Here is a 24,831-nt window from a genome sequence, read left to right as displayed (position 1 = left end):
CGTGAGAGTTGACTCACCTGAGCAGTGCGGGCATCTTCGTGAATAAGGGAACGAATCGCCGCGCGTACTGTCGAATCGCCGAATCGGCCCGCTTCCGTTGCCGCGCGCCAAAACCACCTGCCCAATGAGATTGAGGACTGCATGAGCTTCAGCAACTACGTTCGAATGTTGAATGTAAACGTTTTCATCGCCTTGCTAGTGCTTGCCGCGGGCTGGCAGGATGCCGCGCTCGCCAAGGCACCGCCGAGCGGATTCGCCGCGCTGCCGAAGGCGCAGCAGGCGATGCTCGACGATGTGGAGAAGCGCACGTTCGAATACTTCGTCGACGGCGCGAATACGAAGAACGGGCTCATGCCGGATCACTGGCCGCAGGTGCCGGGCAACGACTACTTCGCCTCGATCGCTTCGGTCGGTTTCGGTCTGACCGCGTACGGGATCGGCGTCGAGCGCGGCTGGATGAAGCGTGGCGAGGCGGTCAAGCGCACCTTGGCAGCGTTGCGCTTCTTCCACGACGCGCCGCAGAGCGATGCGGCGGATGCGGCGGGCTATCACGGCTTCTTCTACCACTTCCTCGACATGGAGACGGGCAAGCGCTTCAATTCATCGCGTTGGGTCGAGCTGTCTTCCGTCGATACCGCTTGGCTCATGTACGGTGTGCTCTTCGCGCAGTCCTACTACGATCGCAACACCAAGGACGAAGAAGAAATCCGCCGCCTGGCCGACGAGCTTTTCCGCCGCGTCGACTGGCGCTGGTTCAGTGACGGCAATCCGCTCGTGCAGGGCGGCTGGACGCCCGAAAACGGGTTCGACTACAACTACTACCGCGGCTACAGCGAAGCGTTCGGTTTGTACATCCTCGCGCTCGGCTCGCCGACGCACGCACTAGGCCCGGAATCCTGGACGCGCTGGACGCAGACCTACGGCAAGACCTGGGGCGAATTCCAAGGACAGACTCATCTCGGCGCCGGTCCCGCGTTCTGGCATCAGTACACGCACACCTGGATCGATTTCCGCGGCCTCAAGGACGACTACATGCGTGACAAGGGCATCGATTATTTCGAGAACGGCAAGCGCGCCGCATTGTCACAGCGCGAATATGCCATCCATAACCCGATGCAGTGGAAAGACTATGGCGCAAACGTCTGGGGCCTCACCGCGGGCAACGGCCCGCGCGGCGCCAGCCGCAAAGGCGAGCCCGACCGCTACGCGAACGATCCGAAGCCGTTCTACGGCTACATCGCGCGCGGCGCCGGTCTCGGCTATTCGGTCGACGACGGCACGATCGCGCCGACCGCGGCGATCGGCTCGATCGCGTTCGCGCCGGAAATCGTCATCCCCGCGATCGAGGAAATGCAGAAGCGCTACGGCGACGACCTGTACACCAAGTACGGTTTCGTCGATGGATTCAATCCGAGTTTCACCTTCACCGACCGACCGCTGCGCACCGGCCGCGTCGTGCCGGGCAAGGGCTGGTTCGATACGCTTTATATCGGCATCGACCAGGGCCCGATCGTCACGATGATCGAGAACTACCGCAGCGACTTCATCTGGAAAACGATGCGCAAGAATCCGTATATTCGCGAAGGCCTGAAGCGCGCCGGCTTCACCGGCGGCTGGCTCGACGAGACGGCGAAAAAGTAAACGGGCGCGGCGGCATCCGCGGCAACCGTTGATTGGGGAGGTGTCGTGGCAAAAAGCGGGGCGGGGAGGTTTGCGCGAATCGCGACGTGGGCGGCGTTGGCCGCCCTCTGCGCATGCGCGCCCGCGAAGCAGGAAACGACGCTCAAGTTCTGGACGTTCGGCCGCGAGGGGGAGGTCGTCGGCGAACTGCTCGTCGAGTTCGAGCGTGCGCATCCCGGCGTACACTTGGTCGTGCAGAACATGCCGCTCACGGCCGCGCACGAAAAGCTGTTGACCGCGTTCGCCGGCGATGCCTTGCCGGACCTGTGTCAGCTTGGCAACACCTGGATTCCCGAGTTCGCCGCGCTCGGCGCGTTGGAGCCGTTGCAGACCTATGTGGACAAATCGAACGTCGTGCGCCGCGACGATTATTTCGCCGGCATCTGGGACACGAACGTCGTCGACGGCGGCCTCTACGGCGTGTCGTGGTACGTCGATACGCGTCTGCTCTTCTATCGCAAAGATCTGCTCGCTGCGGCGGGTTTTGAAGATCCGCCGCGCGACTGGGATGAATGGCGCCGCGCGATGGCCGCGATCAAGCGCAGCCAGGGCGCGGACAAGTACGCGATCTTCCTGCCGCTCAACGAATTCGAGCCGTTGCTCAATCTCGCCATCCAACAGCCCGATCCGCTGCTGGTCGACGACGGCACGCGCGGCAACTTCGAAAGCGCGGGATTCCGCCGCGCACTCGACTTCTATGTCGAGGCGTTCCGCGAGAACTGGGCGCCGCCGATGAGCAACACGCAGATCGCCAACGTCTGGGACGAATTCGGCAAAGGCTACTTCGCCTTCTACATCACCGGCCCGTGGAACATCGGCGAATTCAAGCGGCGCCTGCCGACCGACGTGCAGGGCCATTGGGGCACGGCGCCGCTGCCCGGCGCGGACGGACCGGGCGGCGGCGCAGCCGGCGGATCGAGCTTCGCGATCTTCCGCGCGTCGAAACATAAACAGCTCGCCTGGGAACTGGTCGAGTTTCTTTCCGAAGTGGAGCAGCAGCAGCGCTTCTACTCGCTGACCGGCGACCTGCCCGCGCGGCGTAGCGCCTGGGATTTCGAGGAGCTGGAAACCGACGAATATACGCACGCATTCCGCGACCAGCTCGAACGGGTTAAGCCGACGCCGAAGGTGCCCGAGTGGGAACGCATCGCCAACGAGATGCAGCTTGCCGCCGAGCGCGTCGTGCGTGGCGGTGAAAGCGCGGACAGCGCGTTGCGCGCGCTCGATGCGAAAATCGACGACGTGATTCTTGCTAAGAGACGGTCGCTGTTGGCGAAGGGGGCGAAGCCATGAGTGTGCGTGCCTACCTTCTCTCGCTGAGCAAACTTGCGATGTCCACAGCGCCGAATGAGGGGAGGGAGTTGGACTTCTTCAATTCAATTCGGTTATGTAAGGCTCTTCCCTCATCCGCCCCTTCGGGGCACCTTCTCCCGATGGGAGAAGGGAAGATAAAGCTATGAACTCGCAGCGCAGCGCCTGGACTTTCGTCGCGCCCGCGCTGTTCGTGCTCGGCGTATTCCTCGTGCTGCCCGTGTGCGCTGCGTTGCTGTTGAGTCTGACGGACTTCGACCTCTACGCGCTTGCGAATCTCGACAACATGCGCTTCGTCGGCTTTGGCAACTATCTCGATATCTTCAACACGCCGCTGTTCTGGAAAGCGCTCGGCAATACGGTCTGGTTCGTCGTGCTCTCGCTGCCGCTGTCGCTCGCGGCCTCGCTCGGCGCGGCGCTGCTGCTCAATTCGCCGCTCGCGCGGTTCAAGGGCTTCCACCGCACCGCGTTGTTCGCGCCCGTGGTGACCACGGTCGTTGCGGTCGCGGTGATCTGGCGCTATCTGTTCCATACACGCTACGGCCTGATCAACTATGGCCTGAGTTTCCTCGGCATCGGCCCGATCGACTGGCTCGGCGATCCGCATTGGGCGATGCCCGCGCTCGCGCTGTTCGCGGTATGGAAAAATTTCGGCTACAACATGATCATCCTGCTCGCCGGCTTGCAGGCGATTCCGCAGGACTTGTACGAGGCCGCGTGCATCGATGGCGCCTCGCGCCGGCGCCAGTTCTGGCATATCACTCTTCCCGGCCTGCGTCCGGTGTTGCTGCTCGTCGCGATCATCACGATGGCGGGCTATTTCCAGTTGTTCGCCGAACCGTACGTGATGACGCGTGGCGACCCGCTGCAGTCCACGGTCAGCGTGCTCTACCTCATGTACGAGGAGGGCTTCAAATGGTGGAACCTCGGCCGCGCCAGCGCGATCGCCTTCATTCTGTTCGCGCTGATCTTCGCGATCACGCGCCTGCTGCTGCGCCTCGCGCGCGCCAGGGGCGAGACCGCATGAGCGCCGGCACGAATTCGCGCGCGGCGATATGGATCGTCAACGGGCTGTTGATCGGCGGCGCCGTGCTGACCCTGCTGCCGCTGCTGTGGATGCTGTCGGTGTCCTTCATGCAGCCCGGCGAGGCGAGCCACTATCCACCGCCGCTGCTGCCGGCCAAGGCCACGCTGGCCAACTACCGCGATCTGTTCGAGCGCGGCGGCATGGGCGGCTACCTGCTCAATAGTTTGCTGATCGCGGGCACGGTCACCGTGCTTTCGCTCGCCTTCAATTTGAGCGCGGGCTACGCCTTCGCGAAACTGCGTTTTGCCGGCCGCGACCGTCTGTTCCAACTCGTGCTCGCCGCGCTGCTGATCCCGCTGCAGATCGCGATGATTCCGCTGTTCCTGCTGATGAAGTGGCTGCACTTGGTCAATAGCTACGGCGGCGTGATCGCGCCGGCGCTCGCGACTGCGCTCGGCATCTACCTCGTGCGCCAGTACGCACGTTCGATTCCCGACGATTTGATCGAGGCGGCACGCATCGACGGCGCCGGCGAATGGACAATTTTTCTCTCTATCGTGCTGCCGCTGCTCAAGCCGATGATCGCTACGCTTGCCGTGCTGACGTTTCTCGCGAGCTGGAACGATTTCATGTGGCCTTTGATCGTGCTGAGCGACCAAGCCCGGCAGACGGCGCCGGTCGGTCTCGCCAGCCTCGCCGTGTCGCGCGAGCACGTGCAGGACTATGAATTCATGATGGCCGGTTCGGTCGTGACGGTATTGCCGGTGCTGCTGCTGTTCCTCGTGCTGCAGCGCCAATATCTGCAAGGTTTGTTGCTCGGGAGCGTGAAAGGATGAGATTTTCCCTGTCGTCATTCCAGCGAAAGCTGGAATCCAGTTTTTTCTCATCCTGCTTTTTGCAAAAGAACAAAAGCTGGATTCCAGCTTTCGCTGGAACGACGAGCAGAGCTTTTGTCGTGTTTGTCGCGATCCTTCTCGTTCCACTGGCGCACGGCGAAAACACCAAGACCGTCGAAATAGGCACGCTCGCAGGCGCCTCGTATCGCATCGACGTTCCACCGGACTGGAATCATCGCGTCGTCGTCTTCTTTCACGGCACGTCGGAAACGCCCGTAATTTTCCGCGCCGATGAGGCGCTGTCGCCGATGTTCGCGCCGCTGCTGCAGCGCAAGTATGCGGTGATCCAGTCAGGCTATTCCGCCGGCGGCTGGGCGATAGAAGAAGCCGCGAAAGAAACCGAGCAATTGCGCCAGCACTTCGTTGCGCAGCATGGCGAGGCGGCTCAGTTTCTCGTGATGGGCATGTCCATGGGCGGCACGCTGACGGCGCTGACGATCGAAACCCAGCCGCAAATTTACGCCGGTGCGCTGTCGCTGTGCGGCGCGATCGAGCCGAGTGACAGACTCATGCAGCGCGAATTCGCGCTTGCCGCGGCTTTCGATTTCTACTTTCCCGGCGTACTGCCGCCGCTCGTTCCGGTGCCGGCCGACTACGTTGCCGACAAGACCGTCACGCACAAGATCGCGGGCGCGCTCGCAACCAAACCCACGGCGCGGGCTGCACTGCTGCGTTGGTACGGGACGGCCGACGCCAAGTCGTTGCCCGACGTGATCGCCGACACGCTGAGCGATTTCCGCGACGCCCAGCAGCGTGCGCACGGCAACCCGCTCGGCAATGCCGATCTCATCTACGTGAACTCGGGCGACGACGCTGCACTCAACGACGGCGTGCGCCGCTATCGCGCCGATCCGAAGGCGAGCGCGTGGCTCGCGCGCTGGTATACGCCGAGCGGCAAACTCACGCGGCCGATGCTCGCCGTGCACGACGTCGGCGATCCGCTCGTGCCGGCGGCGAGTGTCTTCGAATACGCATTGAGCGCGCAGCGCGCAGGCTACGGCGACAATTTCGTCCAGCAGTACGTCAACCGTGAAGGCCACTGCGTGTTCAAGCCGGCGGAAATCGCGCGCGCGTTCGATCAGCTCGTCGATTGGGTGGACAACGGCAAGCGGCCGGCGTCGGGCAAGCTGCCTTGAGTCCGCGGGCGTCTATGACGCCTCGTTCAACACCGCGCCGTTGCTCGCGATCACGTCCGCATAGAGCTTGCCGCTGGCCTTGATCGTGCGCTGCTGCGTGGCGAAGTCGACGTGCACGATGCCGAAACGCTTGGAGAAACCGAGCGACCATTCGAGATTGTCGAGCAGCGACCAAGCCATGTAGCCGCGTATATCGCAGCCCTGCGCGATCGCGTCGGAGACCGCCGCGAGATGTTTTTTGAAATAGCTCACGCGCAACGGATCGTCGATCGCGCCGTTCTCGGCCTGCGGCGGATCGTAGAACGCCGCGCCGTTTTCGGTGACGTAGACCGGCGGGTTTCCGTAACGCTGCTGGATCCAGGTCAGCGTGTCGGTGAGTCCCTGCGCATACACTTCCCAGCCGGTCTCGGTGTAGGTCGCGTTCTGCTTCACCGGCGTGGCCTGGAGCGGATAGCTGTCCGCGTCGAAGCGGGTGACGTTGCGCGTGTAGTAGTTGACCCCGAGCCAGTCGATCGGCTGCTTGATCAGCGCCATGTCTTCTGCCGGCCACGACGGCCACGCTTCGCCGAAGATGTCGGCGAGTTCCTCGGGATAGGTGCCGAGCAGCAGCGGGTCGAGGTATTGCCGGTTCATATACGCGTCGGCGCGCTTGACCGCGGCGAGATCTGCCGGGTTTTGCGTCGCCGCGTACTTCGGTTCGATGTTGACCACGACGCCGATGCGATGCTTGCCGATCGCGCGGTACGCCTGTACCGCCGCACCGTGCGCGCGCAGCAGGTTGTGGCTCGCGATCGGCGCCTCGCACTTGCTGCGATGGCCCGGCGCGAGCGCGCCGTGCAGATAGCCGCCGTCGCTGACCACCCAGGGTTCGTTGAGCGTCGCCCATTGCTGCACGCGGTCGTCGAGCTTCGCGTACATCACTTGCGCATACTCGGCGAACCAGGCGGCGATGTCGGGATTGAGCCAGCCGCCGCGATCGTCGAGCGCGGCGGGCAGATCCCAGTGAAACAGGGTCGGCAGCGGCACGATGTCGTTGCGCAGCAATTCGTCGACGAGGCCGCTGTAGAAATCCAGTCCCTTGTCGTTGACCCGGCCACGCCCGTCAGGCAGCACGCGCGCCCAGGCGATGCTGAAACGGTAGGCCTGCAGCCCGAGCCGCTTCATCAGCGCGACGTCATCCTTCCAGCGGTGGTAGTGATCGCAGGCGACGTCGCCGGTATCCCCGTTCGCCATCATGCCCGGCGTGCGGGTGAAGCGTTGCCAGATGCTCGGCCCCGCGCCGTCGGCGAGCGGCGAGCCTTCTATCTGATACGCGCTCGTTGCCGCGCCCCAAAGAAAATTCGCGGGGAACTGCACACGTTGCGACATGCCTGCATCCTTGGTGTTGACTGCGTTGGAAACGATTACATCGAGAATAGCGCATGCGCTCCGGGATTTGTAGGAAACCGGACTCGCTACGCGATTGCGCGGACGCGAAGTGGGGGCGGGTGCCGTGTGCTGCGCCGCCTTCGCGCCTGCATTCCACAGCCCATACGTTCGGCGAGTAGGTCGGAAGTCATATTGACGGCGACCGACGTTACACGTAACGTTACTAATAACAATCGCCACGACCCAGCCGATCATCAAATCCCGTTCTGCAGAATCCAAGCGCCAGCAAGCCTTCCGCGAGCGAATGCGGGCCAAAGGCCTTGTCGCGCGCCAGGTCTACGTCCGCGCCGAGCATGCCTCGGTGCTGGCTCAGCTGGAGCTTGCCCTGCGCGAACCCTCGCTTTCCCCGCCACTCGTAACCATCAAGGATTACGCCGCCATGACGCACCCTTGGACCACCCCGACCTTGTTCGATGCGCTCGAAGCCTACATCGCCCGTGAGCATCTGCCTCTGCACATGCGCCTGGAAGCCGGCGCTGAGCCGACCATCGCGATTTCGCTGCCCGAGCACGGCGATCTCGACATCCACCTCGCCGCTTCCGGCCAGCAACTGTTCGTCTCGACGCCGCTGTGCCTCGGCTCGCAGGTGCGCGACCGCGCCGCGTTCAACGACGCCTGCCTGCGCTTGAATCCGCTCAATCCCTTGTCGAATATCGGCCTGCAGACCCTTGACGGCGAAGACGTCTACACCGTGTTCGGCGAACTCTCGACGCGCTCGCCGATTGCCAACATCGTCGAGGAAGTGACGACGCTGGCCGACAATACCTTGCAGGCTGCGCACGCACTGCAGGAATACATTAGCGTTCATGCGTGAACGCGCAAATCAAAAAGCGACCCTCCCGGGTCGCACTTCTCACAAAAGCTGAGCCAAGGAAAATCCGATGAATATTCTCGAAAAAATCCTCACCCTGTTCCGCGGCGCGGCGACCGAGGCCGGCCAATCCATTGTCGACAAGAACGCCGTGCGCATCCTCGACCAGGAGATCCGCGATGCGCAGAACGAAAGCGTGCGTGCCAAGGATGAGCTGGCGCGCCTGATGGCCCAGCAGAAACTCGCCGGCGACAAGCTGCAGGCCAAGCAGGCGAAGAAGGCCGAGTACGAAGGCCACATCGCACGCCTGCTCGCGACCAACGACCAGAACCTCGCGCGCGACGTCGCGACCAAGGTCGCCCAACTTGAAAGCGAACTGGCCGGCGAGCAGAAGGACTACGACTCGCTCGCCGCTGCGGTCGAGAAAATGCACGTCGCGATCAAGACCGCCGACCGCCGCATCACCGGCTTGCAGCAGCAGGTCGATCAGGTCAAGGTCAACGAAAGCGTGCTGCGTTCGCAGTCCGCGATCGCCGCGCGCCACAGCGGTCAGAACGCCAAGCTGCGCACCGCGCTCGATTCGCTCGAGCGGGTCAAGGCTCAGCAGCTCGAACGCGGTGCGCAGATCGAAGCGGCCGAGACGCTCGCCAAGAGCGACGGCGACGGCGACCTGGAAACGCGTCTGGCCAAGGCGGGCCTGGTTTCCGGCAGCGTCAGTGCGGACGACGTGCTCGCGCGCTACCAGAAAGTGACTGCGACGGTGGAACCGCCTGCGCAGTTGGGCGCGCCCGTGGCGACGCCGGCGCAGGCCGTGCCCGCAGAGCAGGTAAAAACCAGCTGATCGCTGCGGCAAACCGATAATGCCGTCATTCCCGCCCGCGCGGGAATGACGGCGCAGAGCGTCGATACAAATAGCGAGGGTGGTTGCGATGGATTGGTTCGGCAACAAACAAAACGGCGCGAAACCGGGCACGACCTTGCCCTATGGCGCGCGCCTGCGCGGCGCGGTGAGCTTCGACGACCTGCTCGCCAAGCTCGGTGCCGACGCGTTCAATTTCGACTGGCCGTCGAGTCCGCAAACGATCGAGGCGATCGGCGACATCGACCTCGGCGCAGGCAGTCGCCTCTACCGCCTGTATTTGACCGACGATGCGTTTCTGCAGATCGCGACGGTCGACGGTGCGCCGGGCGACGTCAATCTGTTCGTCTATGCCGAGTCGATCAATCCTTCGAGCAAGGACGCGTTCGAGCGCTGGGTCACCTCGGGCCGCCTGCCCGACTACACGCTCGGTGAGCGCAGCTATACGCGCGTCTGGGGCGAAGGCGAGGGCATGGCGCAGCCGGTGCCGCTCGAAGAGCGCATCTACAAGAAAGACCTCGACACGCCCGAATACGATCTGACCCTGTATTCGATGCTCTATTCGCGCGAACTGCCGGGCATGCAGCGCAACGAACTGCTGCTCGTCGCCGGCGAGGATTCCGGGCCCGAGGATTTCGTCATCAGCCAGGCGGTCGGCATCGCGTTGTCGACCGCAGAATTCGAGATCACCTGAAGGAGTGAGTCATGTCGTCCGATGTCTTCCGCTCGCTGAGCACGCTGCCCGCGTTTCTTGCCTATTTCGGTCTTGCGATCCTGATGGCTGGCGTCTTCATCTTCGTCTACCTGCGCGTGACGCCGCACGACGAAATACGCCTGATCCGCGAGAACAACGAAGCCGCCGCGATTTCATTCGTCGGCGGCCTGCTCGGCTTCATCATTCCAGTGGCGACCGCCATCGCGCAGTCGGTGAGCTGGTTCGACTGCCTCGTCTGGAGCGTGGTCGCGCTCGTCGTGCAGACGCTGACGTTCTTCGCCGTGCACTGGTTTCTGCCGCGCATCTCAGAGGAGATCACCAACAACGAACGCGCGCCCGCGATTTTCCTCGCCGGCCTGTCGATCGGCGTCGGCATTCTCAACGCGGCGAGCATGACGTACTGAACACGACGGACGGAACCAGACTGAACCGCGCAGAACATCCGGCACGCGCAGAAAAGCCAAGACCGCGATCCGGTCTGGTGTTTTTCCCGCCGTGTTCTGCGCAGTTCGATCTCCCGCTCTCGTTAGACATAGCAATCTGAAGGAAGACACGATGAAACGTTCCCGTGCCTTGACCCTGGTCTTGATGGCGCCCGCGCCGCTGCTCGTCGCCGGCTGCGACAACACCCCCGATGACCAGATGCGCAAGGGCTTCTACACCGACGTCGCGGCCTGCACTGCCGACGGCAACGCGGCCGACGTCTGCCAGCGCGCGCACGACGGCGCGGAGAAGGCCAACGTCGCGAACGCGCCGAAGTTCAAGACCAAGGAAGAGTGCATCGCCGAGTTCGGCGAACTCTGCCGCGAGCGCTCCAACGAGTCGGGCTTCTGGTCGCCGCTGATGACCGGCTTCCTGATTTCGCAAATGCTTTCGCCGGGACGGCCGAGCTATTTCGACGCCTCGCCGGTCTACCGCCTGCGCTCGGGTCAGTACGCGCAGTTCGACGATCGCCGCGACGGCTACGGCAGCAGCGGCGGTTACTCCGGCAGCTACGGTTCGAGCGGTAGCTCCACTGCGCGTTCGTATCGTTCGGTCGACATCACGCCGAACCGCGCCGTCACCGTCTCGCGTTCGGGCTTCGGTTCGGTCGCCGCGGCGCGCAGCGGCTGGGGCGGTACGAGCACCAGCGCGCGCGGCGGTTCATCCGGAGGCTGACCGATGCGCCGCGTCGAGATCGCCGAGCGCCCGGACTGGCGCGCGAGCGCCGAAGCGCTCGGCTTTCGTTTCCACACGATCGCCGGCGACACGTATTGGGACGAGCGCGCCTACTACGCGTTCACGCTCGAAGAAATCGAGCGCGATCTCGAAGCGCCGACCGGCGAGCTGCACGAGATGGCGATGGATCTGGTCGCCGAATGCGTGCGCGACGAAGCGCTGCTGAAACGGCTTGCGATCCCCGAACCCTACTGGAACTGGATCGCCGATTCCTGGCGCAGCGCCGCCCCGCATGTTTACGGCCGCATGGATCTCGCCTACGACGGCGCGGGCCCGGCGAAGCTCTACGAGTTCAACTACGACACGCCGACCTCGCTCTACGAAGCGGCGTTCTTTCAGTGGCACTGGTTCGAAGAACAGCGCAAGCGCGGCGTGTTGCCGGCGCACACCGACCAGTACAACCTGATCCAGGAAAATCTCATCGAGGCCTTCGGCGTCATCGCCAAGCGCCTGCCGCGACCGTTCTATTTTTCCGCCGTGCGCGAATCGGTCGAAGACCAAGCCACGATCACCTATCTGCGCGATTGCGCCGAGCAGGCCGGCATCGCGACGAACTCGATCGCGGTCGAAGACATCGGCTTGTCCGAAGACGGGCGCTTCACCGACACCGACGACTATGTGATCGGCACGCTGTTCAAACTCTATCCGCTCGAATTCATGTTCGCTGAAGAATTCGGCAAGGCGTTGCCGACCTCGGGCATCCATCTGATCGAGCCGCCGTGGAAGGCGATCCTGTCGAACAAGGGCATCCTGCCTTTGCTCTGGCAGCGTCACGAGGGCCATCCGAATTTGTTGCCGGCATTCTTCGAGGACGAGGCCCCCGCGCCGCTGTCCGCCGGCTGGGTGCGCAAGCCGTACTTCTCGCGCGAAGGCGCGAACATCGAATTGCATCTCGCCGACGGTTCTGTCGATGCAAGCGAAGGTCCGTACGACGATGCGCCGACGATCCGCCAGGCCGTGCACCCGCTGCCGCACTTTTCCGGCGGTTATCCGCTGATCGGCAGTTGGGTCGTGGCCGATCGGCCGTCGGGCATCGGCATCCGCGAGGACGCGACGCTGATCACGCGCGACACCGCGCGCTTCGTTCCGCACATCATCGAATGAATGCGGAGCGGGCCTTGCGCCCGCTCCGTTCTATGCAAGAGCAAGCGGATTTCAACGTCCGCCGCCGCGGCCGTCGCGATGCTCGCCGCCGTGGTGGAAGCCGCCGGGTCCGCCCGGGCCGCCGGGACCACCGCAACGCGGCAGGGCATTGGCGTTGGCCAGCGCGAGGTGATCGGCGCCGAGTTGCGCTTCGGCCGCCTGCAGCGCCGCCGCGTCGGTGGTGATCTTGGTCTGGTCGGCGCTGAGATTGCCGCTGTTGCCCGCGGTCACATCGGCCTTGAGCTGGACGAAGTCGTCCTGCAACTGAGTGTGCGCGTTCTTCAGCGTGGTTTCGTCCGCAGAGAGATACGCCTGGATCGCCGTGTGCAGGGCCTGTTCGGCGGTGCGCAGCGTGGCGCGGTCGGCTTCGAGTGTCGTCTGCGACGAGGAGACGGCGCTGGCGTTGCCGAGCGTGACATTGATCCGATGCTGCAGTTCGTCCGCCTGCACCTGGGTACAGGCAGCCTGGGCGGTGGTGGCCGCGGTCGTTACCGCTGCGGGCACGGCGGCCGCCGTTGCGGTCTGTGCGGAAGTTTGTCCGACCATGACGACGGACAGCGCGATCGGCAGGGAGAGCAGTTTTGTTTTCATAATATGAACCTCGGGAATGGGGAGGAAGTCGTCGCGCCGAGGCGTCGGCAAGGTCGACAGCGAGGTGCTGCCGGACCGGCGCGAGCTCGCCGGTCCGCCTCTCGATCGGCCGGTGCCTGATTACCGCATCGGCGCGACGATTGCCTTGCGACTCCGGGACGGCGGTGGTGTCGTTCGGCGCAGTCAGACTAGCGATTTCGCGGCCGCAATGCCGTTAGCATCGCCTGAATTCACGAAGAATCCACATTTATACTTCGTCCAGTTTCATTGCCGATTTGCGTGCGCCTCGATGGCGGCGCACGACGGGCGCGCATGCGGACTATGCCGATTCGTCGAACAGTTCGGCCTGCGGCGGCAACTCGTGTTCGTCGCGGAAATTGGCGAGGCCCACGCCGACCAGGCGGTAGCGCGTGCGCGGCGGCAGATCGACGCGTTCGCGCAGGCCGACCGCGAGTGCGACGAAGGCCTCTTCAGTTTGCGGCGGCGCGGGCGGAGTATGGCTGCGCGTGATGATGTGGAAATCCGCGGTCTTCAGTTTCAGCACGACGGTGCGACCGACGCGATCGGTCTTGCGCGTCGCCGTCCAGGTTCTTGCCGCGAGTTCGCGGATCATCGGTTCGATTTCGCTGAGCAGCACGTCGTGGGCGAACGTGTCTTCGCTCGAGATCGAATGCACGCTCTGGTCGGGATTCACGCGGCGCTCGTCGATGCCGAGACTCAGTTCGCGCAGGCGCACGCCGTAGCGGCCGAAGCGGCGTTCGAGTTCGCGCAGGTCGAACGCGCGCAAGTCGGCGCAGGTGTGCACGCCGAGCGATTCGAGTTTCGCGTTCATCACTTTGCCGACGCCCGGAATCTTGCCGACGTCGAGCGGCGCGAGAAACGCTTCGGCCTGTTCCGGCTTGATCACGAACAGGCCGTTCGGCTTGCGCCAGTCGGAGGCGATCTTGGCGAGAAACTTGTTCGGCGCGACGCCGGCCGAGGCGGTCAATTGCGTCGTCTCGAAAATCTCCGCGCGAATCGCCTTGGCGATCGCGGTCGCGGAAGAAAAATCCGTTTTCGGTTCGGTCACGTCGAGATACGCCTCGTCGAGCGACAGCGGTTCGACGAGGTCGGTGTGCTTGAAGAAAATCTCGCGCACCTGCTTGGAGACGGAGCGGTAGCGGCTGAAATCGGGTGGCACGAAGATCGCGTGCGGGCACAGCCGCGCCGCACGCAGCGCCGGCATCGCCGAGCGCACGCCGAACTTGCGCGCCTCGTACGATGCGGCGCAGACCACCGAACGCGCGCCGCGCCAGGCGACGACGACCGGCTTGCCGCGCAGGCTTGCGTCGTCGCGCTGTTCGACCGAGGCATAGAACGCGTCCATGTCGATGTGGACGATTTTTCTCACGCGCCTATTTTGCGCGAGGACGCATACCGCTGAACACGGGCGCAGCGCGGCGGCGAAGATCGAACGGCGGCATCGCGTCGCCGTGCGCGATCTCGTCCGAGTCCGCATCTGCCTTGCACCTGCAATCGCTCTGACACAGAGCCTGCCTACGATTCGCCCGATGGTGCGGCGCGGCATGCCGGATTTGCCGCGCGCCTTCGTAACGGCTACGCCAAGAGGAATCTTCCATGTTGAAAACGAATTCATCGCGCGCGAGCGCGCGAGGTCAGCGAGTGTGCGTGTTGTCGGCGGCCGTGTTCTGCGCGCTCGTCGCGATGCAGGCCGGCGCTGCCGAAACGGCGGCCGCCCCTGCCGATGCGGCGGACGTCGCCGCGGCCTCAGCCGACGGCGCGAACCAGCTCGATTCGGTCGTCGTCAGCGCTAAAAACTCGACGCGCTCGGCCGTGTCGTTGAGCGGCGCCGAGATCCAGAAAATCCAGCCCGGTGCGAGCCCGCTCAAGGCGATCCAGACGCTGCCTGGCGTGCTCTATCAGACCGCCGATCCGTGGGGCAACAACGAGCAGAACACGCTGCTGTTCATTCACGGCTTCTCGACCCAGCAGCTCGGCTACACGCTCGACGGCGTGCCGCTCGGCGACCAGCAGTACGGCAACTACAACGGCCTGTCGCCGCAGCGCGCGGTGATCAGCGAGAACGTGTCGGCGGTGACCCTGGCCTCGGGCGCGGGCGACTTGTCGACCGCTTCGACCTCGAACCTCGGCGGCACGGTGGCGACGTTCTCGTCCGATCCGCTGAAGAAGATGGGCGGCCAGATCAACCAGACCTTCGGCAGCAACGCGACCACGCGCACCTTCCTGCGCTACGACACGGGCGAATTCGCCGGCGGCAATTCAGCTTACGCGTCGATCATGCACCAGGACCAGCGCGCCTGGGACTTCGCCGGCCATCAGCGCGGCTGGCAGGCCAACGGCAAGTTCGTCCACGACGACGAGAACGGCAAGCTCACCGTCTACGTCGCCTATTCGGACAAGATCGAGCCGAACGAAGACAGCATCTACCGTTCGGCGACCGGTGCCGGCGAAGGCACGCCGCGGCCCTACAACCGCCCGTTCATGTATCCGGACTTTCAGCGTGCGCTCGCCTACCTGGGCGCGAACGGCGCCCCGCCCGCGTCAGCCGGCAACAACTATCTCAACTACTACAGCGACGCGCAGCGCACCGACTATTTGAGCTACGCCAAGTACGAGTGGCGCTTGAACGACGCGATGACCTGGACCAATCAGGTCTACTATCACCACGACGACGGCGTCGGCGTCGTCGCGGGCCCGATCCAGGTCGCCGGCCTGCCCAAGCTGTTCGGCGCGTATTTCCCGGGGCAGGATCTGAAAACCGTGTTCGGCGGCTCCGGCTATGCGACGCGCACGACCGAATATGACATCAATCGCCGCGGCTGGCTGACGAGTTTCGACTGGCAGTTCGGCGATCACCAGATCGACGCGGGTCTTTGGTACGAGATGAACCGTTCCTCGACCAACCGCCGCTGGTACGCGCTCGACGTCAATCATCCGACCAGCCCGTATGAGCGCCCGGGCGACACGCTCAAGCCGCTGATCACGCAGTACAACAGCGAGATCAAGAACGAAGTCGTGCAGCCCTACCTGCAGGACCAATGGAAGCTTAGCGACAACATCCGCTTGCAGGCCGGGTTCAAGGCGAGCTATCAGTTCGCGCACGGCTGGGCGCCGATCTCACCGCTGCCGAATTCGACGGCGGGTTTCCTCGAATTGCCGAGCGGACGCATCTACACGCGGCAGAAGTTCCTGCCGCAGATCGGTGCGCTGTGGGAGGTCACGCCCGAAGACCAGCTCTTCGTCAACGTGCAGAAGAACATGCGCCAGTTCATCACCTACGGCGCGGGCGGTCTGTCGCCGTGGAGTCTGGGCAGCCAGGATTTGTTCAACACGTTCAAGCAGAACATCGCGCCGGAAACGGCATGGGCCTACGAAGGCGGCTGGCGCTTCCAGCACGAGCTGGAGTTCGGACCGATCAGCGGCATCGACGGCCAGGTCAGCGCGTACCACGTCGATTTCTCCAACCGCCTGTTGGCGGTGGGCGCCTCGGCGGGATTTACCACGATCAACCCGGGCGCGGTGATCATCAACAACGTCGGCAGCGTGACCACCGACGGCATCGATCTCTCGGCGACCTTTCACTTCGGCGAGCACTTCAGTTTTTACGATGCGCTGTCCTACAACCGCTCCAAGTACGACGACGATTACGTGGGCGGATTCACCAAGGACCCGGTCACCGGTCAGAACGTGCCGAGCATCGTGCATACCTCGGGCAAGAGCGTGCCGGCGAGCCCGAACTGGCTCAACAAATTCGTTTTCAGCACGAACTTCGGCGGCTTCAGCGCGCAACTCAGCGGCGACTACGTCGGCAAGCGCTACGCGACGTACACGAACGACCTCTCGGTGCCGAGCTACTTCCTGCTCGGCCTGCAGGCGAGCTACGCGCTGCCGAACGATTGGAACTGGGTGCACGACGCCAAGGTCAGCCTCAACGTGAGCAATCTGGCCGACCGCAAGGGCGTGTACGAGGTCATCGTCGGCGCGCCGTCCGCCACGTACAACACCTATCCGATTCCTCCGCGCCAGTTCTTCGTGACGTTCTCGGCGAAGCTGTAGGCCGAAATCGCCGGCCGTGCCCGCCATGCGGGAACGGCCGGGGTTCCGTTCGCCCGTTCCTCCCGTAGAATCGGATCCTGAGCTATCTCCGCTCTGTTTTCGGATTCCATGGGAGGAACGCGATGAAATACGCCCTGCTCTTGTTGCCGATCCTGGCAGCCTGTTCCACGCCGGCGCCGAAACCGGCCGCCATCGCCGCGCCGGTCGACAGCGCCACGCTGTCGGCCTATCACTGGCTGCTGCACGACGCGAACGATGCCAAGGGCGCGCGCATCGACGCGCTGTTCGCACGGCCGAAGCTGCCGCTGCAACTCGATTTCCGCGGCGGACGGCTCGGCGTGTCGAATGCCTGCAACCGTCTCGGCGGCGGCTATCGCATCGACAACGGCCGGCTCGAAGTCGCGCGCATGGCGCAGACCTTGATGGCCTGTGCCGATCCCGCGTTGACCAAGCTCGACGATGAGATCGGCCGACGCCTGCAGGCCAAGCCGCGCATCGACATCCGCACGGCGAGCGACGGTTTCCGCCTGCGCCTGGTGACCGATTCGGGCGACACGCTCGACTTCGTCGGCGAACCGACCGCCGAGACGCGCTACGGCGGCGAAGGCGAAACCTTGTTCCTCGAAGTCGACGCACAGACTCAGCCGTGCTCGCATCCGCTGATCCCGAACAAGCTCTGTCTACGCGTGCGCGAGCGCCGCTACGACGCCAACGGCCTCGCCGTCGGAACCCCGGGCGAGTGGCAGTCGCTGTATCAGGATATCGAGGGCTACACACACGAGGCGGGCACGCGCAACGTGCTGCGCGTCAAACGCTTCGCGATCAAGAACGCGCCGGCAGACGCGCCGTCGCAGATCTACGTACTCGACATGGTGGTCGAGTCGGAGATCGTCAAACCCTGAAGCGAGACAGGGCCGCGAGCGCTTGCGGTCGAATCCGCGGCGCTCGCATGAGTCGCGCTTCTTCGATTGGGCGACGCACGGCAAACTGAGAAAAGCCGACGATTGAAACGTGGAGAACACGGAGAAGAGCTTGCACATCGATTGTGTTTTCTCTCCGTGTGCTCTGCGTTCTCCATGCTTGAGGCTTTGTTCTGCTCTTGTCTTGCCAAAGCCTCGAACAAGCAGCGCTTAAACCCCTACTCCATCTGGCCGCATCGAACCCGGACTTTCGTTCAAGCAGGGGTTGCGATGTTCGCGATGCGATGGGAGAAGGCGGCGGGATGGCTGGCTGTGATACTGGCCGCGACCGCGGCATGCGCGGCACCGGCCGCGAGCCCGGTGATTTCTTCGGATATCGACCGGTTCTGGCAGGCCTATGATCAAGTCCGCGCGGAGCAAGAACCGTCGCGCCAGCGCGAACTGCTGCAGAAAACGTTTCTCGATCCGGGCACCGAAGGCCTCAAGGCTTTCATGCAGGCCAAGGGTTACGATGCCGGCTGCTACGTTGACGCGATCCGCAACTATCCGAAGTTCTGGGCATCAATGCGCGCGAAAACCTTTGCGCTGAAGCGGCGCGGCGCAGAGTTCGAGCCGGCGATCGCCAAATTCCGCGAACTGTATCCGCCGCTGCGCCCGGCCAAGATCTACTTCACCGTCGGCTGTCTGCGTTCGAGCGGAACGACGCTCGACGACAAGGTATTGATCGGTGCCGAGCTGGCCGCAGGCGATGAAACCGTCGATCTCTCCGAGCTGCCGGACAAGCTGCGCCGGCGCCTCGGGGTGTACTTTCACGGCCGTCCGGCCGATCAGCTCGTCCTGCTCAACGTGCACGAATACGTGCACACGCAGGAGCACGGCCCCGGCACGAGCCTGCTCGCCCAGGTGATGTACGAAGGCGCCGCGGATTTCGTCGCCGAGCGCGTAACCGGACGCACGCCGCCGCTGCCGTACATGCAATACGGCCGCGAGCACGAAGCCGAACTGAGGCGCGACTTCCTCGCCGAGAAGGACAATCCTTCGTGGAGCGGTTGGCTGTACAACGCGCCCGACAATCGCTATGGCGTCGGCGATCTCGGCTATTACGTCGGCTACACGATCATGCGCGACTACCACGCGCGCGCCGCCGACAAGACCCAGGCGCTGCGCGAGATTATCGAACTCGACTACCGCGATGCCGCGGCCGTGCGGCGCTTCGCGACAGCGGCAGGGATTCCTTGAGCGACAGCCGGAACGGCGTGCGGAAGACGCGCCGTTCCGGCGACAACTAGGATTTCAGCGTCGCCTTCAGCTTCGCCGCGGCCTCGGGAAACCACGGGCCGTTCGCCTGCAGCGCCTCGGCGACGACCTTCTCCGCGTCGGCGCGGCGGTTGAGCGCGATCAAGGCTTTTGCGCGCAGCCCGGCAACGCCGAGGCGGTTGACGCCGAATGCTTTCTCCGACGCCTGTTCGAGATACGGCAGGGCCTCCGCTGCCTTGCCGCGCTCGAGCAGGCTGCGGCCGTAGCGGTACGGATAGACATAATCGTCGGGATAAGCGGCGATCAGTTTCGGCATCAGCGCGTCGACGTCGCCGATGCGGTTCGCCCGCGACAGATAGACGCGCAGATTGTCGGCAGCGTTGCGGTCGCGCTTGAGATCGAGATGTGCGGCGCCGCCGAGCGCGTTCTCTGCGGCGGCGATGCCGCGTTCGAGCACGGCTTTCTCCGCGGCGCCGTCGCCGATCGCCTGGTCGAGATCGGCCGCGGCGAACACCGCGCTGCGCTGGTCGGCACAGGTCGGCGCAGGCACGAAGACCTGGCGGTCGAGCAGCGTGTTGAGCGCGGGACGCTGCGCCGACAGCAGGGTCTTGCGCTCCGCCTCGGGCAGTTTTTCGCTGCAGGAATTGAGTGTGTCGACCACGTAGTAGCGATCGCAGCCCGGATCGCCCGCGAGCACTTTCTGCGCGGCGGCGATGCATTGCGCCGCGTTCTTGTCCTTCGCCGCCTTCTCCATCTGCAGGCGCGCGACCCAGGTTGCCGGCTTCGCTTCGCCTTCGGCTTTCTTCTGCAATGCAGCCGGCAAGCTCGCATACCAAGTCAAGCCGTCGCCGACCTGGCCGCGCGCGTAATAGCTCGACAACGCGTCGGCGAGCGCCGTGGTCGAACCCTTGGCCGCTTCGGCCTTGAGCGTGTCGAGTGCATCGCCGCCGCCGAGAATTTTGTTCAGTGCGGGATAGAACTTCTCGCGCGGCTGCTCGGCAAGGATGCGGCCCTGCTCGGCGCCGTCGGCGTCGAGCACAACGTAGCTCGGCAGTGCCTTGACCTTGAGCTTCTCCATCCACGCCGCACCGTCGGGCGAGTCGGCGTCGGTCTCGACGAAGACGAAGCGCTTCTCGGCCGCTTGCCATTCCTTGCCGGTCAGCACATGCGAAGCCATGAAATAGCACGAGTAGCACCACTGCGCCTGGAAGTCGATGAACACCGGCAGGTGCTGTTCCTTGGCAAGCTTGAGCGCGGCGTCGATCGTCGGCGGATTCTCGTGCGCCGAGGCGACGGCGGATGCGGCGAGCAGGGCCAGCGGTGCGACGCGCAGCGCGATCTTGAACTTCATGCGAATACTCCCGGTGCGTAGCGAAAGCGGGATTGTAGGGCGGTCGCAGTTAAATGCGTCCGCCATTGGTCATTTCCTACATGACGCCGGGTTGTTTGCACATGGCGACACGGAACGGCGCGGCGCACGATGCGAGCCACGAAAGGGAGGGGAACATGATCGATCTGCATCGCGATCCGCGGCCGCTGCGCTGGTACGAATGGCTGGCGATACTTCTGCTCGCCGGCTACGCGGCCGGCGCACGCGCCGGTTCGGTCTATCAATGCGTCGATGCACACGGAGCGGCGACGTTCCAGGATCGGCCGTGCGCGGCAGGCGCCGATCAGTCGCTCGTCGCCCTGGCGCCTGCGCCGAGTCCCGCCGCGTCGCCGAAATACGCGGTCGAAAACAAATCCGCAGCGCGCCGCACGCAAGGCAAGACGACGGTGCCTCGCGCCGCGCCGGCCGCGAACTCCTACGAATGCCGCACGGCCGACGGCCAGGTGTTCTATCGGCATAGCGCTTGCCCGCACTCGGTTCCCGCCGCGGCCAAGCCGGGCGCGAAACGCGCACGCGAGGCGGCTCCGAAGACAGTCGCGGTCACTTCCACGCGCATCTCGCGCGAGGACGCCTGCTACCAGCTGCGCCGCGCCGGCGCGGCCGGGCGCAAAGGCCGCGACCACGATCAGGACGCATCGAGCTACGACAAGAATCTCGGCCGCGATCCGTGCCGCTGACGCGGCCGGCGTAAGGAAAACGCGCGTACTCCGGTCGAAACTGCGAGCTGCCGTCGGCAGCGCTTCGACAGGGGGATTCCGAATGATACGCAGCAATACACTCGCCGCCGCGATCTTGCTCGGCGCCGCGCCGCTCGGCGCATTCGCCGCGCCCGCGCAGCGCATCGAAACCATCACCGCGCAGGTGCATGCAGAAATGGCGCGCGCAGCGGACCGCCTGCCCGGCGCACGCTCGCATTTCCAGCACGTGATCAACTGCTTGGTCAGCCCCGAAAGCAGGTCTTTCGACGCGCGCGCGGACAATCCCTGCGCCGGCATGGGCTCGGGCGGCGGCGCGCTGCACGACGAAGCGCAGACGCCGGCGCAGAAGCAGCAACTGCAGCATGCGTTCGACCTCGCCACGCGCGGCCTGCGCAGCGCCTCGCTCGAAACGGCGCATGTCTACGCGGAATGGCTGTCCGAAGTGCTCAAGCGCGAAAATCCATAAACACGCCGCCGTGCCGATTCGGCACGCGCAGGCAAATCGGGTATCGTTGCCGCATCGTTCGGCAACGAGGTTCGTCATGGTGCTGCGGCCGCTTTTCAAGATCGTTCCCTTGAGCGCGATGCTCGTCGCGGCGTGTTCGTCGGGGTCGAATCCGCCGTCAGCGCCCACGTCGGCCCCGGCCGCACAGGATGCCGCCGCCGCGGCGAAGGCGAATGCGGACGCGCAGGCCGACAAGGGCCTGAAGCTTTACGACCAGATGCGCAGCAGCGGCAGCCTCGACATCGCCGCGCAGATCGGCGCGGAAACCGTGGCGAAATATCCCGACAGCGCGGCCGCGGCGAAGATCAAGGAGACGCTCGCCGACGTCACCACGAAGGCGAAAGAAGAAGGCGAAGCGCGCCGCCTCGCGAGGCTGTGGGCGTACACGGTCACGCCGGTCAAGGGCGGCACGCAGTACGCCGGTTCAATCGAGAACAACCCGCCGCTGTCGCCGCCGGCCGCAACAGGCAAGGACGCCAAGCGTGTGCACCTGATCCTGCGCCAGCATCCCGAGTGGGGGCAGACGGTTTACCTGATCCTCGACAACGAGAAGTTCAACTGCAAGTCCGGCTGCAAGACCTTGCCGGTCAGCTTCGACGGCGAGCCGGCGAAGCCGTGGAAGGCGACGATCCCGCCGACCGGCGAACCCGCGCTGTTCATCGACGAAGACAAAGCCTTTATCGCGCGCGTGCTGAAGACGAAGAAGGTGGCGATCGACGTCGTGCTTGCCGACGAGGGCAAGAAGACCCTGGTGTTCGAGACGGGCGGCCTCGACATGTCGCATCTACCGAATACGACCAAGAAAAAATAGTTCGGGGAGGCGGCTATGACACGCAAGATCGGCGCCGTCAGCCTCGTCGTGCGCGACTACGACGAGGCGATCGCATGGTACGTCCGTTGCCTCGACTTCGCAGTGCTGGCCGACACCGACCTCGGTGGCGGCAAGCGCTGGGTACTCGTGGCGCCCGCGCGTGACGCGGCGACGCCGCTGTTGCTTGCCCAGGCTTCGGGGCCCGAGCAGACGGCGCGCGTCGGCGAGCAGACCGGCGGCCGCGTTTTCCTGTTCCTGCACACCGACGACTTCGCGCGCGACCACGCGCGCATGCTTACCGCAGGCGTGAAGTTCCACGAGGCGCCGCGGTATGAGGCCTATGGCACGGTCGCCGTGTTCGAGGATTTGTATGGAAATAAGTGGGATTTGTTGCAGATGAAATAGAGGGCTGAGCAGCACTTTCATTCCGGCGGTTTTCAACAGCCGAAGGGCTGGTCAAGCCTGAATCCAGCGACTTTGCCTCGCACAAGAGAGCTGAAGGTACTGGATTCCGGCGTTCGCCGGAATGACGAGCAAAGAAGAGCGCGAGAAAAGAAGAACGAAAGTCCGCCACGTCACACCGCAAGCCAACGAGCCTCAAAATCTAGGCGGCCGAACTGCCTCTCGTGCAGGGTAAAACGGGCGAAGAAGGCGCCGCGCAATAAATAGTCGTACTCTCCGGTCTATCGTCCTTGCCTTTCCTCCGGAGACAGTCATGAAAATCGTATTGCGCTTTGCCGCCCTGATCGCCGCCGCGGCGTTCGCGTTCCAAGTCCACGCCCAGGACGCCGCCGCGCCGGCCGTCGGCGCCGCGGCACCGACGTTCAAGCTGCAGGACCAGAAGGGCGACTGGCGCGCGCTGGATCAATACAAGGGTAAGTGGGTCGTTCTGTACTTTTATCCGAAGGACGACACGCCGGGCTGCACGACCGAAGTCTGCACGTTCCGCGACGACGTACTAAAACTGCGCAAGGCCGGCGCCGAAGTGCTCGGCGTCAGCCTCGATGACGTGAAATCGCATGCGGCGTTCGCCGAGAAGTACCACGTGCCGTTCCCGCTGCTGTCCGACAACACGCAGGCGACCGCGAAAGCCTACGGCGTGCTGAGCAAGCATCCGGTGATCGGCGCCTATGCCAAGCGCGAGACGTTTTTGATCGACCCGGAAGGCAAGGTCGCCAAGCATTACGTGGGCGTCGATCCGAAAGAGAATTCGGGTCAGGTGCTGGCCGATCTGGCCTCGCTCAAGAAAGAATCCTGAGGATTTCCGCCAAATCCGGTGCGGTAACCGCGCAAGCCCTGTTGACGCGGCTTCCGCACCGGATCGCGAGGGCCGCTTCGGCCCAGGTCGAGATGATCAGGCCGCCTTCGCCTTGTTTTTCGCGCCGTGCAGCGCCTGCTCGTAGTGGTGGATTTCCTGCTCGGCCTTGTCCTTCTGCCAGCCGTAACGTTCCTGTAGCCGCCCGATCAGATATTCGCGATTGCCGTCGAAGCGCGCGAGATCGTCGTCGGTGAGTTTGCCCCACTGCGATTTCAACGAACCTTTGATCTGCTGCCACTTGCCCTGGATGATGTCTTGATTCATGGTGGTTTCCTGGAGAGGGAAGAAGCGCCGCGCTCTCTGACCGCTGCGGCACGCGAACAAGCCTACGCCGCGGAAGTGAAAACGCGATTAGATCGAAGTTAACTGTCGGTTATCGCGTTCGCGCGTTGGTGTTGGGTTCATGTAAATGAAGCCTGTATGCTGCATTTGATAAAAAGATAAAACTATACTTTTATTGTCGCCTAAGCGCATGAGCCCGGACGCGTCGCACCATGTGAAGAGTTTTCCGCCCCAGGTCGGCGAGGACTGCCGCGTGCTTGTGCTCGGCACCGTACCGTCGCTGCGTTCGCTCGAACTGCAGCAGTCGTACGCGCACAACCAGAATCTGTTCTGGACTTTCATGGGCGAGCTGTTCGACGCGGGCCGTGAATTGCCGTATGCGCAGCGCATCGCCCGCCTGCACGCGCGCGGTATCGGCATCTGGGACGTGTACGAACAGGTCGAACGGCCCGGCAGCCTCGACAGCAGCATCGTCAAGGCGAGCGAAGTGCCGAACGCGATTCCGCAACTGCTCGTGCGCTATCCGACGATCCGCGCGATCGCGCTCAACGGCGGCAAGGCGGCCGAAGGGTTCCGCCGGCATATCGAACCGCAACTGCAGCCTGCGTTACGCGAGCGCGTTGACGTGCTCGCGCTGCCCTCGACGAGCCCGGCGAATGCGTCCGTCTCGCGCGCAGCCAAGTTCGAGCGCTGGAGCGTGCTGCGGCGCTACGCCAAAAGCGGCTGAGCGTTAGGGAAAATCCAACAAGCGGTGGGCG

At 64.1% G+C, this 24,831-nt stretch carries 25 protein-coding genes; 20 read left to right on the top strand and 5 right to left on the bottom strand.

Features of this window, described 5'->3' with window-relative positions; all coding sequences use genetic code 11:
• Nucleotides 1-165 precede the first annotated feature (165 nt).
• From FFS30_RS16300 to FFS30_RS16280, 5 genes are all read left to right on the top strand, one after another.
• Complete coding sequence (locus FFS30_RS16300) at nucleotides 166-1,641, top strand: glucoamylase family protein (protein ID WP_137914495.1); 1,476 nt, start codon at nucleotides 166-168, stop codon at nucleotides 1,639-1,641.
• A 96-nt stretch (nucleotides 1,642-1,737) separates the two neighbouring features.
• Nucleotides 1,738-2,973 (top strand): sugar ABC transporter substrate-binding protein, encoded by a 1,236-nt coding sequence (locus FFS30_RS16295; RefSeq protein ID WP_137914494.1) that lies wholly within the window; start codon nucleotides 1,738-1,740, stop codon nucleotides 2,971-2,973.
• Nucleotides 2,974-3,136: 163 nt separating this feature from the next.
• On the top strand, nucleotides 3,137-4,018 hold the full coding sequence (locus tag FFS30_RS16290; RefSeq protein WP_137914239.1) for a sugar ABC transporter permease: 882 nt from the start codon (nucleotides 3,137-3,139) through the stop codon (nucleotides 4,016-4,018).
• Nucleotides 4,015-4,854 (top strand): carbohydrate ABC transporter permease, encoded by an 840-nt coding sequence (locus tag FFS30_RS16285; protein WP_137914238.1) that lies wholly within the window; start codon nucleotides 4,015-4,017, stop codon nucleotides 4,852-4,854. Before FFS30_RS16290 ends, FFS30_RS16285 begins: the two co-directional genes overlap by 4 nt.
• Before the next feature lie 119 nt (nucleotides 4,855-4,973).
• Entirely contained in the window at nucleotides 4,974-6,050 is a 1,077-nt protein-coding gene (locus tag FFS30_RS16280) for an alpha/beta hydrolase (RefSeq protein WP_212742494.1), read from the top strand.
• A 12-nt stretch (nucleotides 6,051-6,062) separates the two neighbouring features.
• On the opposite strand, the gene FFS30_RS16275 is transcribed toward FFS30_RS16280, so the two are convergent.
• Complete coding sequence (locus tag FFS30_RS16275; RefSeq protein ID WP_137914237.1) at nucleotides 6,063-7,418, bottom strand: GH1 family beta-glucosidase; 1,356 nt, start codon at nucleotides 7,416-7,418, stop codon at nucleotides 6,063-6,065.
• Between the two features lie 304 nt (nucleotides 7,419-7,722).
• On the opposite strand from FFS30_RS16275, the gene FFS30_RS16270 reads away from it, so the two are divergent.
• The 6 genes from FFS30_RS16270 to FFS30_RS16245 all read left to right on the top strand — a co-directional run bounded on the left by FFS30_RS16270 (nucleotide 7,723) and on the right by FFS30_RS16245 (nucleotide 12,185).
• Nucleotides 7,723-8,292 (top strand): YjfI family protein, encoded by a 570-nt coding sequence (locus FFS30_RS16270; RefSeq protein WP_249352518.1) that lies wholly within the window; start codon nucleotides 7,723-7,725, stop codon nucleotides 8,290-8,292.
• A 67-nt stretch (nucleotides 8,293-8,359) separates the two neighbouring features.
• Nucleotides 8,360-9,130, top strand: a complete 771-nt coding sequence (locus FFS30_RS16265) for a PspA/IM30 family protein (RefSeq protein WP_137914236.1) — start codon at nucleotides 8,360-8,362, stop codon at nucleotides 9,128-9,130.
• A gap of 88 nt (nucleotides 9,131-9,218) precedes the next feature.
• The gene (locus FFS30_RS16260) at nucleotides 9,219-9,842 is read left to right on the top strand and encodes a DUF2491 family protein (RefSeq protein WP_137914235.1); all 624 of its coding nucleotides are present in this window, start codon (nucleotides 9,219-9,221) and stop codon (nucleotides 9,840-9,842) included.
• A gap of 11 nt (nucleotides 9,843-9,853) precedes the next feature.
• Nucleotides 9,854-10,267 carry a DUF350 domain-containing protein gene (locus FFS30_RS16255; protein ID WP_137914234.1) on the top strand — a complete coding sequence of 138 codons (414 nt, stop codon included), beginning with the start codon at nucleotides 9,854-9,856 and terminating at the stop codon, nucleotides 10,265-10,267.
• Between the two features lie 151 nt (nucleotides 10,268-10,418).
• Nucleotides 10,419-11,021 carry a DUF1190 domain-containing protein gene (locus FFS30_RS16250; protein ID WP_137914233.1) on the top strand — a complete coding sequence of 201 codons (603 nt, stop codon included), beginning with the start codon at nucleotides 10,419-10,421 and terminating at the stop codon, nucleotides 11,019-11,021.
• Between the two features lie 3 nt (nucleotides 11,022-11,024).
• Nucleotides 11,025-12,185 carry a glutathionylspermidine synthase family protein gene (locus FFS30_RS16245; protein ID WP_137914232.1) on the top strand — a complete coding sequence of 387 codons (1,161 nt, stop codon included), beginning with the start codon at nucleotides 11,025-11,027 and terminating at the stop codon, nucleotides 12,183-12,185.
• A gap of 51 nt (nucleotides 12,186-12,236) precedes the next feature.
• Here the strand turns inward: FFS30_RS16245 and FFS30_RS16240 are convergent, their stop codons facing one another.
• Nucleotides 12,237-12,815: a hypothetical protein gene (locus FFS30_RS16240; protein ID WP_137914231.1), complete on the bottom strand. Its 579-nt coding sequence runs from the start codon at nucleotides 12,813-12,815 to the stop codon at nucleotides 12,237-12,239.
• 319 nt (nucleotides 12,816-13,134) lie between these two features.
• Nucleotides 13,135-14,205, bottom strand: coding sequence for a DNA polymerase IV (gene dinB, locus FFS30_RS16235; protein ID WP_137914230.1), 1,071 nt, complete (start codon nucleotides 14,203-14,205; stop codon nucleotides 13,135-13,137).
• A gap of 227 nt (nucleotides 14,206-14,432) precedes the next feature.
• Here dinB and FFS30_RS16230 point away from each other — a divergent pair, with 227 nt between their 5' ends.
• The 3 genes from FFS30_RS16230 (at nucleotide 14,433) to FFS30_RS16220 (ending at nucleotide 19,051) form a co-directional block, all read left to right on the top strand.
• Nucleotides 14,433-16,892, top strand: a complete 2,460-nt coding sequence (locus FFS30_RS16230; RefSeq protein ID WP_137914229.1) for a TonB-dependent receptor — start codon at nucleotides 14,433-14,435, stop codon at nucleotides 16,890-16,892.
• A gap of 122 nt (nucleotides 16,893-17,014) precedes the next feature.
• Complete coding sequence (locus tag FFS30_RS16225; RefSeq protein WP_137914228.1) at nucleotides 17,015-17,794, top strand: META and DUF4377 domain-containing protein; 780 nt, start codon at nucleotides 17,015-17,017, stop codon at nucleotides 17,792-17,794.
• A 288-nt stretch (nucleotides 17,795-18,082) separates the two neighbouring features.
• A complete protein-coding gene (locus FFS30_RS16220; protein WP_212742493.1) occupies nucleotides 18,083-19,051 on the top strand; it encodes a hypothetical protein in 969 nt (322 codons plus the stop codon).
• A gap of 46 nt (nucleotides 19,052-19,097) precedes the next feature.
• On the opposite strand, the gene FFS30_RS16215 is transcribed toward FFS30_RS16220, so the two are convergent.
• A complete protein-coding gene (locus FFS30_RS16215; RefSeq protein WP_171014673.1) occupies nucleotides 19,098-20,420 on the bottom strand; it encodes a thioredoxin family protein in 1,323 nt (440 codons plus the stop codon).
• A gap of 155 nt (nucleotides 20,421-20,575) precedes the next feature.
• On the opposite strand from FFS30_RS16215, the gene FFS30_RS16210 reads away from it, so the two are divergent.
• The 5 genes from FFS30_RS16210 to FFS30_RS16190 all read left to right on the top strand — a co-directional run bounded on the left by FFS30_RS16210 (nucleotide 20,576) and on the right by FFS30_RS16190 (nucleotide 23,731).
• On the top strand, nucleotides 20,576-21,136 hold the full coding sequence (locus tag FFS30_RS16210; RefSeq protein WP_171014672.1) for a DUF4124 domain-containing protein: 561 nt from the start codon (nucleotides 20,576-20,578) through the stop codon (nucleotides 21,134-21,136).
• Nucleotides 21,137-21,218: 82 nt separating this feature from the next.
• Nucleotides 21,219-21,623 carry a hypothetical protein gene (locus tag FFS30_RS16205; protein ID WP_137914225.1) on the top strand — a complete coding sequence of 135 codons (405 nt, stop codon included), beginning with the start codon at nucleotides 21,219-21,221 and terminating at the stop codon, nucleotides 21,621-21,623.
• A gap of 109 nt (nucleotides 21,624-21,732) precedes the next feature.
• Complete coding sequence (locus tag FFS30_RS16200; protein WP_212742492.1) at nucleotides 21,733-22,473, top strand: hypothetical protein; 741 nt, start codon at nucleotides 21,733-21,735, stop codon at nucleotides 22,471-22,473.
• Between the two features lie 15 nt (nucleotides 22,474-22,488).
• On the top strand, nucleotides 22,489-22,878 hold the full coding sequence (locus tag FFS30_RS16195; RefSeq protein ID WP_137914223.1) for a VOC family protein: 390 nt from the start codon (nucleotides 22,489-22,491) through the stop codon (nucleotides 22,876-22,878).
• 310 nt (nucleotides 22,879-23,188) lie between these two features.
• Complete coding sequence (locus tag FFS30_RS16190) at nucleotides 23,189-23,731, top strand: peroxiredoxin (RefSeq protein WP_137914222.1); 543 nt, start codon at nucleotides 23,189-23,191, stop codon at nucleotides 23,729-23,731.
• Nucleotides 23,732-23,827: 96 nt separating this feature from the next.
• Here FFS30_RS16190 and FFS30_RS16185 read toward each other — a convergent pair whose 3' ends face one another.
• Entirely contained in the window at nucleotides 23,828-24,055 is a 228-nt protein-coding gene (locus tag FFS30_RS16185; protein WP_137914221.1) for a CsbD family protein, read from the bottom strand.
• Between the two features lie 208 nt (nucleotides 24,056-24,263).
• Here FFS30_RS16185 and FFS30_RS16180 point away from each other — a divergent pair, with 208 nt between their 5' ends.
• Complete coding sequence (locus FFS30_RS16180; protein WP_137914220.1) at nucleotides 24,264-24,800, top strand: DNA-deoxyinosine glycosylase; 537 nt, start codon at nucleotides 24,264-24,266, stop codon at nucleotides 24,798-24,800.
• Nucleotides 24,801-24,831 lie beyond the last annotated feature (31 nt).

Source organism: Rudaea sp. 3F27F6, from assembly GCF_005503555.1.
Classification (GTDB): Bacteria; Pseudomonadota; Gammaproteobacteria; order Xanthomonadales; family Rhodanobacteraceae; genus Rudaea.
Note: the sequence above shows the minus strand (reverse complement) of the source record. Positions and strands in the feature narration are given on the sequence as shown.

Excerpts from the sequence above, each read along its gene's own strand:
- FFS30_RS16300 (WP_137914495.1), top strand. The coding sequence starts at position 166 with ATGTTGAATGTAAACGTTTTCATCGCCTTGCTAGTGCTTGCCGCGGGC.
- FFS30_RS16240 (WP_137914231.1), bottom strand. The coding sequence starts at position 12,815 with ATGAAAACAAAACTGCTCTCCCTGCCGATCGCGCTGTCCGTCGTCATG.
- FFS30_RS16255 (WP_137914234.1), top strand. The coding sequence starts at position 9,854 with ATGTCGTCCGATGTCTTCCGCTCGCTGAGCACGCTGCCCGCGTTTCTT.
- FFS30_RS16250 (WP_137914233.1), top strand. The coding sequence starts at position 10,419 with ATGAAACGTTCCCGTGCCTTGACCCTGGTCTTGATGGCGCCCGCGCCG.
- FFS30_RS16275 (WP_137914237.1), bottom strand. The coding sequence starts at position 7,418 with ATGTCGCAACGTGTGCAGTTCCCCGCGAATTTTCTTTGGGGCGCGGCA.
- FFS30_RS16270 (WP_249352518.1), top strand. The coding sequence starts at position 7,723 with ATGCGGGCCAAAGGCCTTGTCGCGCGCCAGGTCTACGTCCGCGCCGAG.
- FFS30_RS16265 (WP_137914236.1), top strand. The coding sequence starts at position 8,360 with ATGAATATTCTCGAAAAAATCCTCACCCTGTTCCGCGGCGCGGCGACC.
- FFS30_RS16230 (WP_137914229.1), top strand. The coding sequence starts at position 14,433 with ATGTTGAAAACGAATTCATCGCGCGCGAGCGCGCGAGGTCAGCGAGTG.
- FFS30_RS16190 (WP_137914222.1), top strand. The coding sequence starts at position 23,189 with ATGAAAATCGTATTGCGCTTTGCCGCCCTGATCGCCGCCGCGGCGTTC.
- FFS30_RS16285 (WP_137914238.1), top strand. The coding sequence starts at position 4,015 with ATGAGCGCCGGCACGAATTCGCGCGCGGCGATATGGATCGTCAACGGG.
- FFS30_RS16195 (WP_137914223.1), top strand. The coding sequence starts at position 22,489 with ATGACACGCAAGATCGGCGCCGTCAGCCTCGTCGTGCGCGACTACGAC.
- FFS30_RS16290 (WP_137914239.1), top strand. The coding sequence starts at position 3,137 with ATGAACTCGCAGCGCAGCGCCTGGACTTTCGTCGCGCCCGCGCTGTTC.
- FFS30_RS16260 (WP_137914235.1), top strand. The coding sequence starts at position 9,219 with ATGGATTGGTTCGGCAACAAACAAAACGGCGCGAAACCGGGCACGACC.
- FFS30_RS16205 (WP_137914225.1), top strand. The coding sequence starts at position 21,219 with ATGATACGCAGCAATACACTCGCCGCCGCGATCTTGCTCGGCGCCGCG.
- FFS30_RS16225 (WP_137914228.1), top strand. The coding sequence starts at position 17,015 with ATGAAATACGCCCTGCTCTTGTTGCCGATCCTGGCAGCCTGTTCCACG.
- FFS30_RS16220 (WP_212742493.1), top strand. The coding sequence starts at position 18,083 with ATGTTCGCGATGCGATGGGAGAAGGCGGCGGGATGGCTGGCTGTGATA.
- FFS30_RS16215 (WP_171014673.1), bottom strand. The coding sequence starts at position 20,420 with ATGAAGTTCAAGATCGCGCTGCGCGTCGCACCGCTGGCCCTGCTCGCC.
- FFS30_RS16185 (WP_137914221.1), bottom strand. The coding sequence starts at position 24,055 with ATGAATCAAGACATCATCCAGGGCAAGTGGCAGCAGATCAAAGGTTCG.
- FFS30_RS16210 (WP_171014672.1), top strand. The coding sequence starts at position 20,576 with ATGATCGATCTGCATCGCGATCCGCGGCCGCTGCGCTGGTACGAATGG.
- FFS30_RS16180 (WP_137914220.1), top strand. The coding sequence starts at position 24,264 with ATGAGCCCGGACGCGTCGCACCATGTGAAGAGTTTTCCGCCCCAGGTC.
- FFS30_RS16245 (WP_137914232.1), top strand. The coding sequence starts at position 11,025 with ATGCGCCGCGTCGAGATCGCCGAGCGCCCGGACTGGCGCGCGAGCGCC.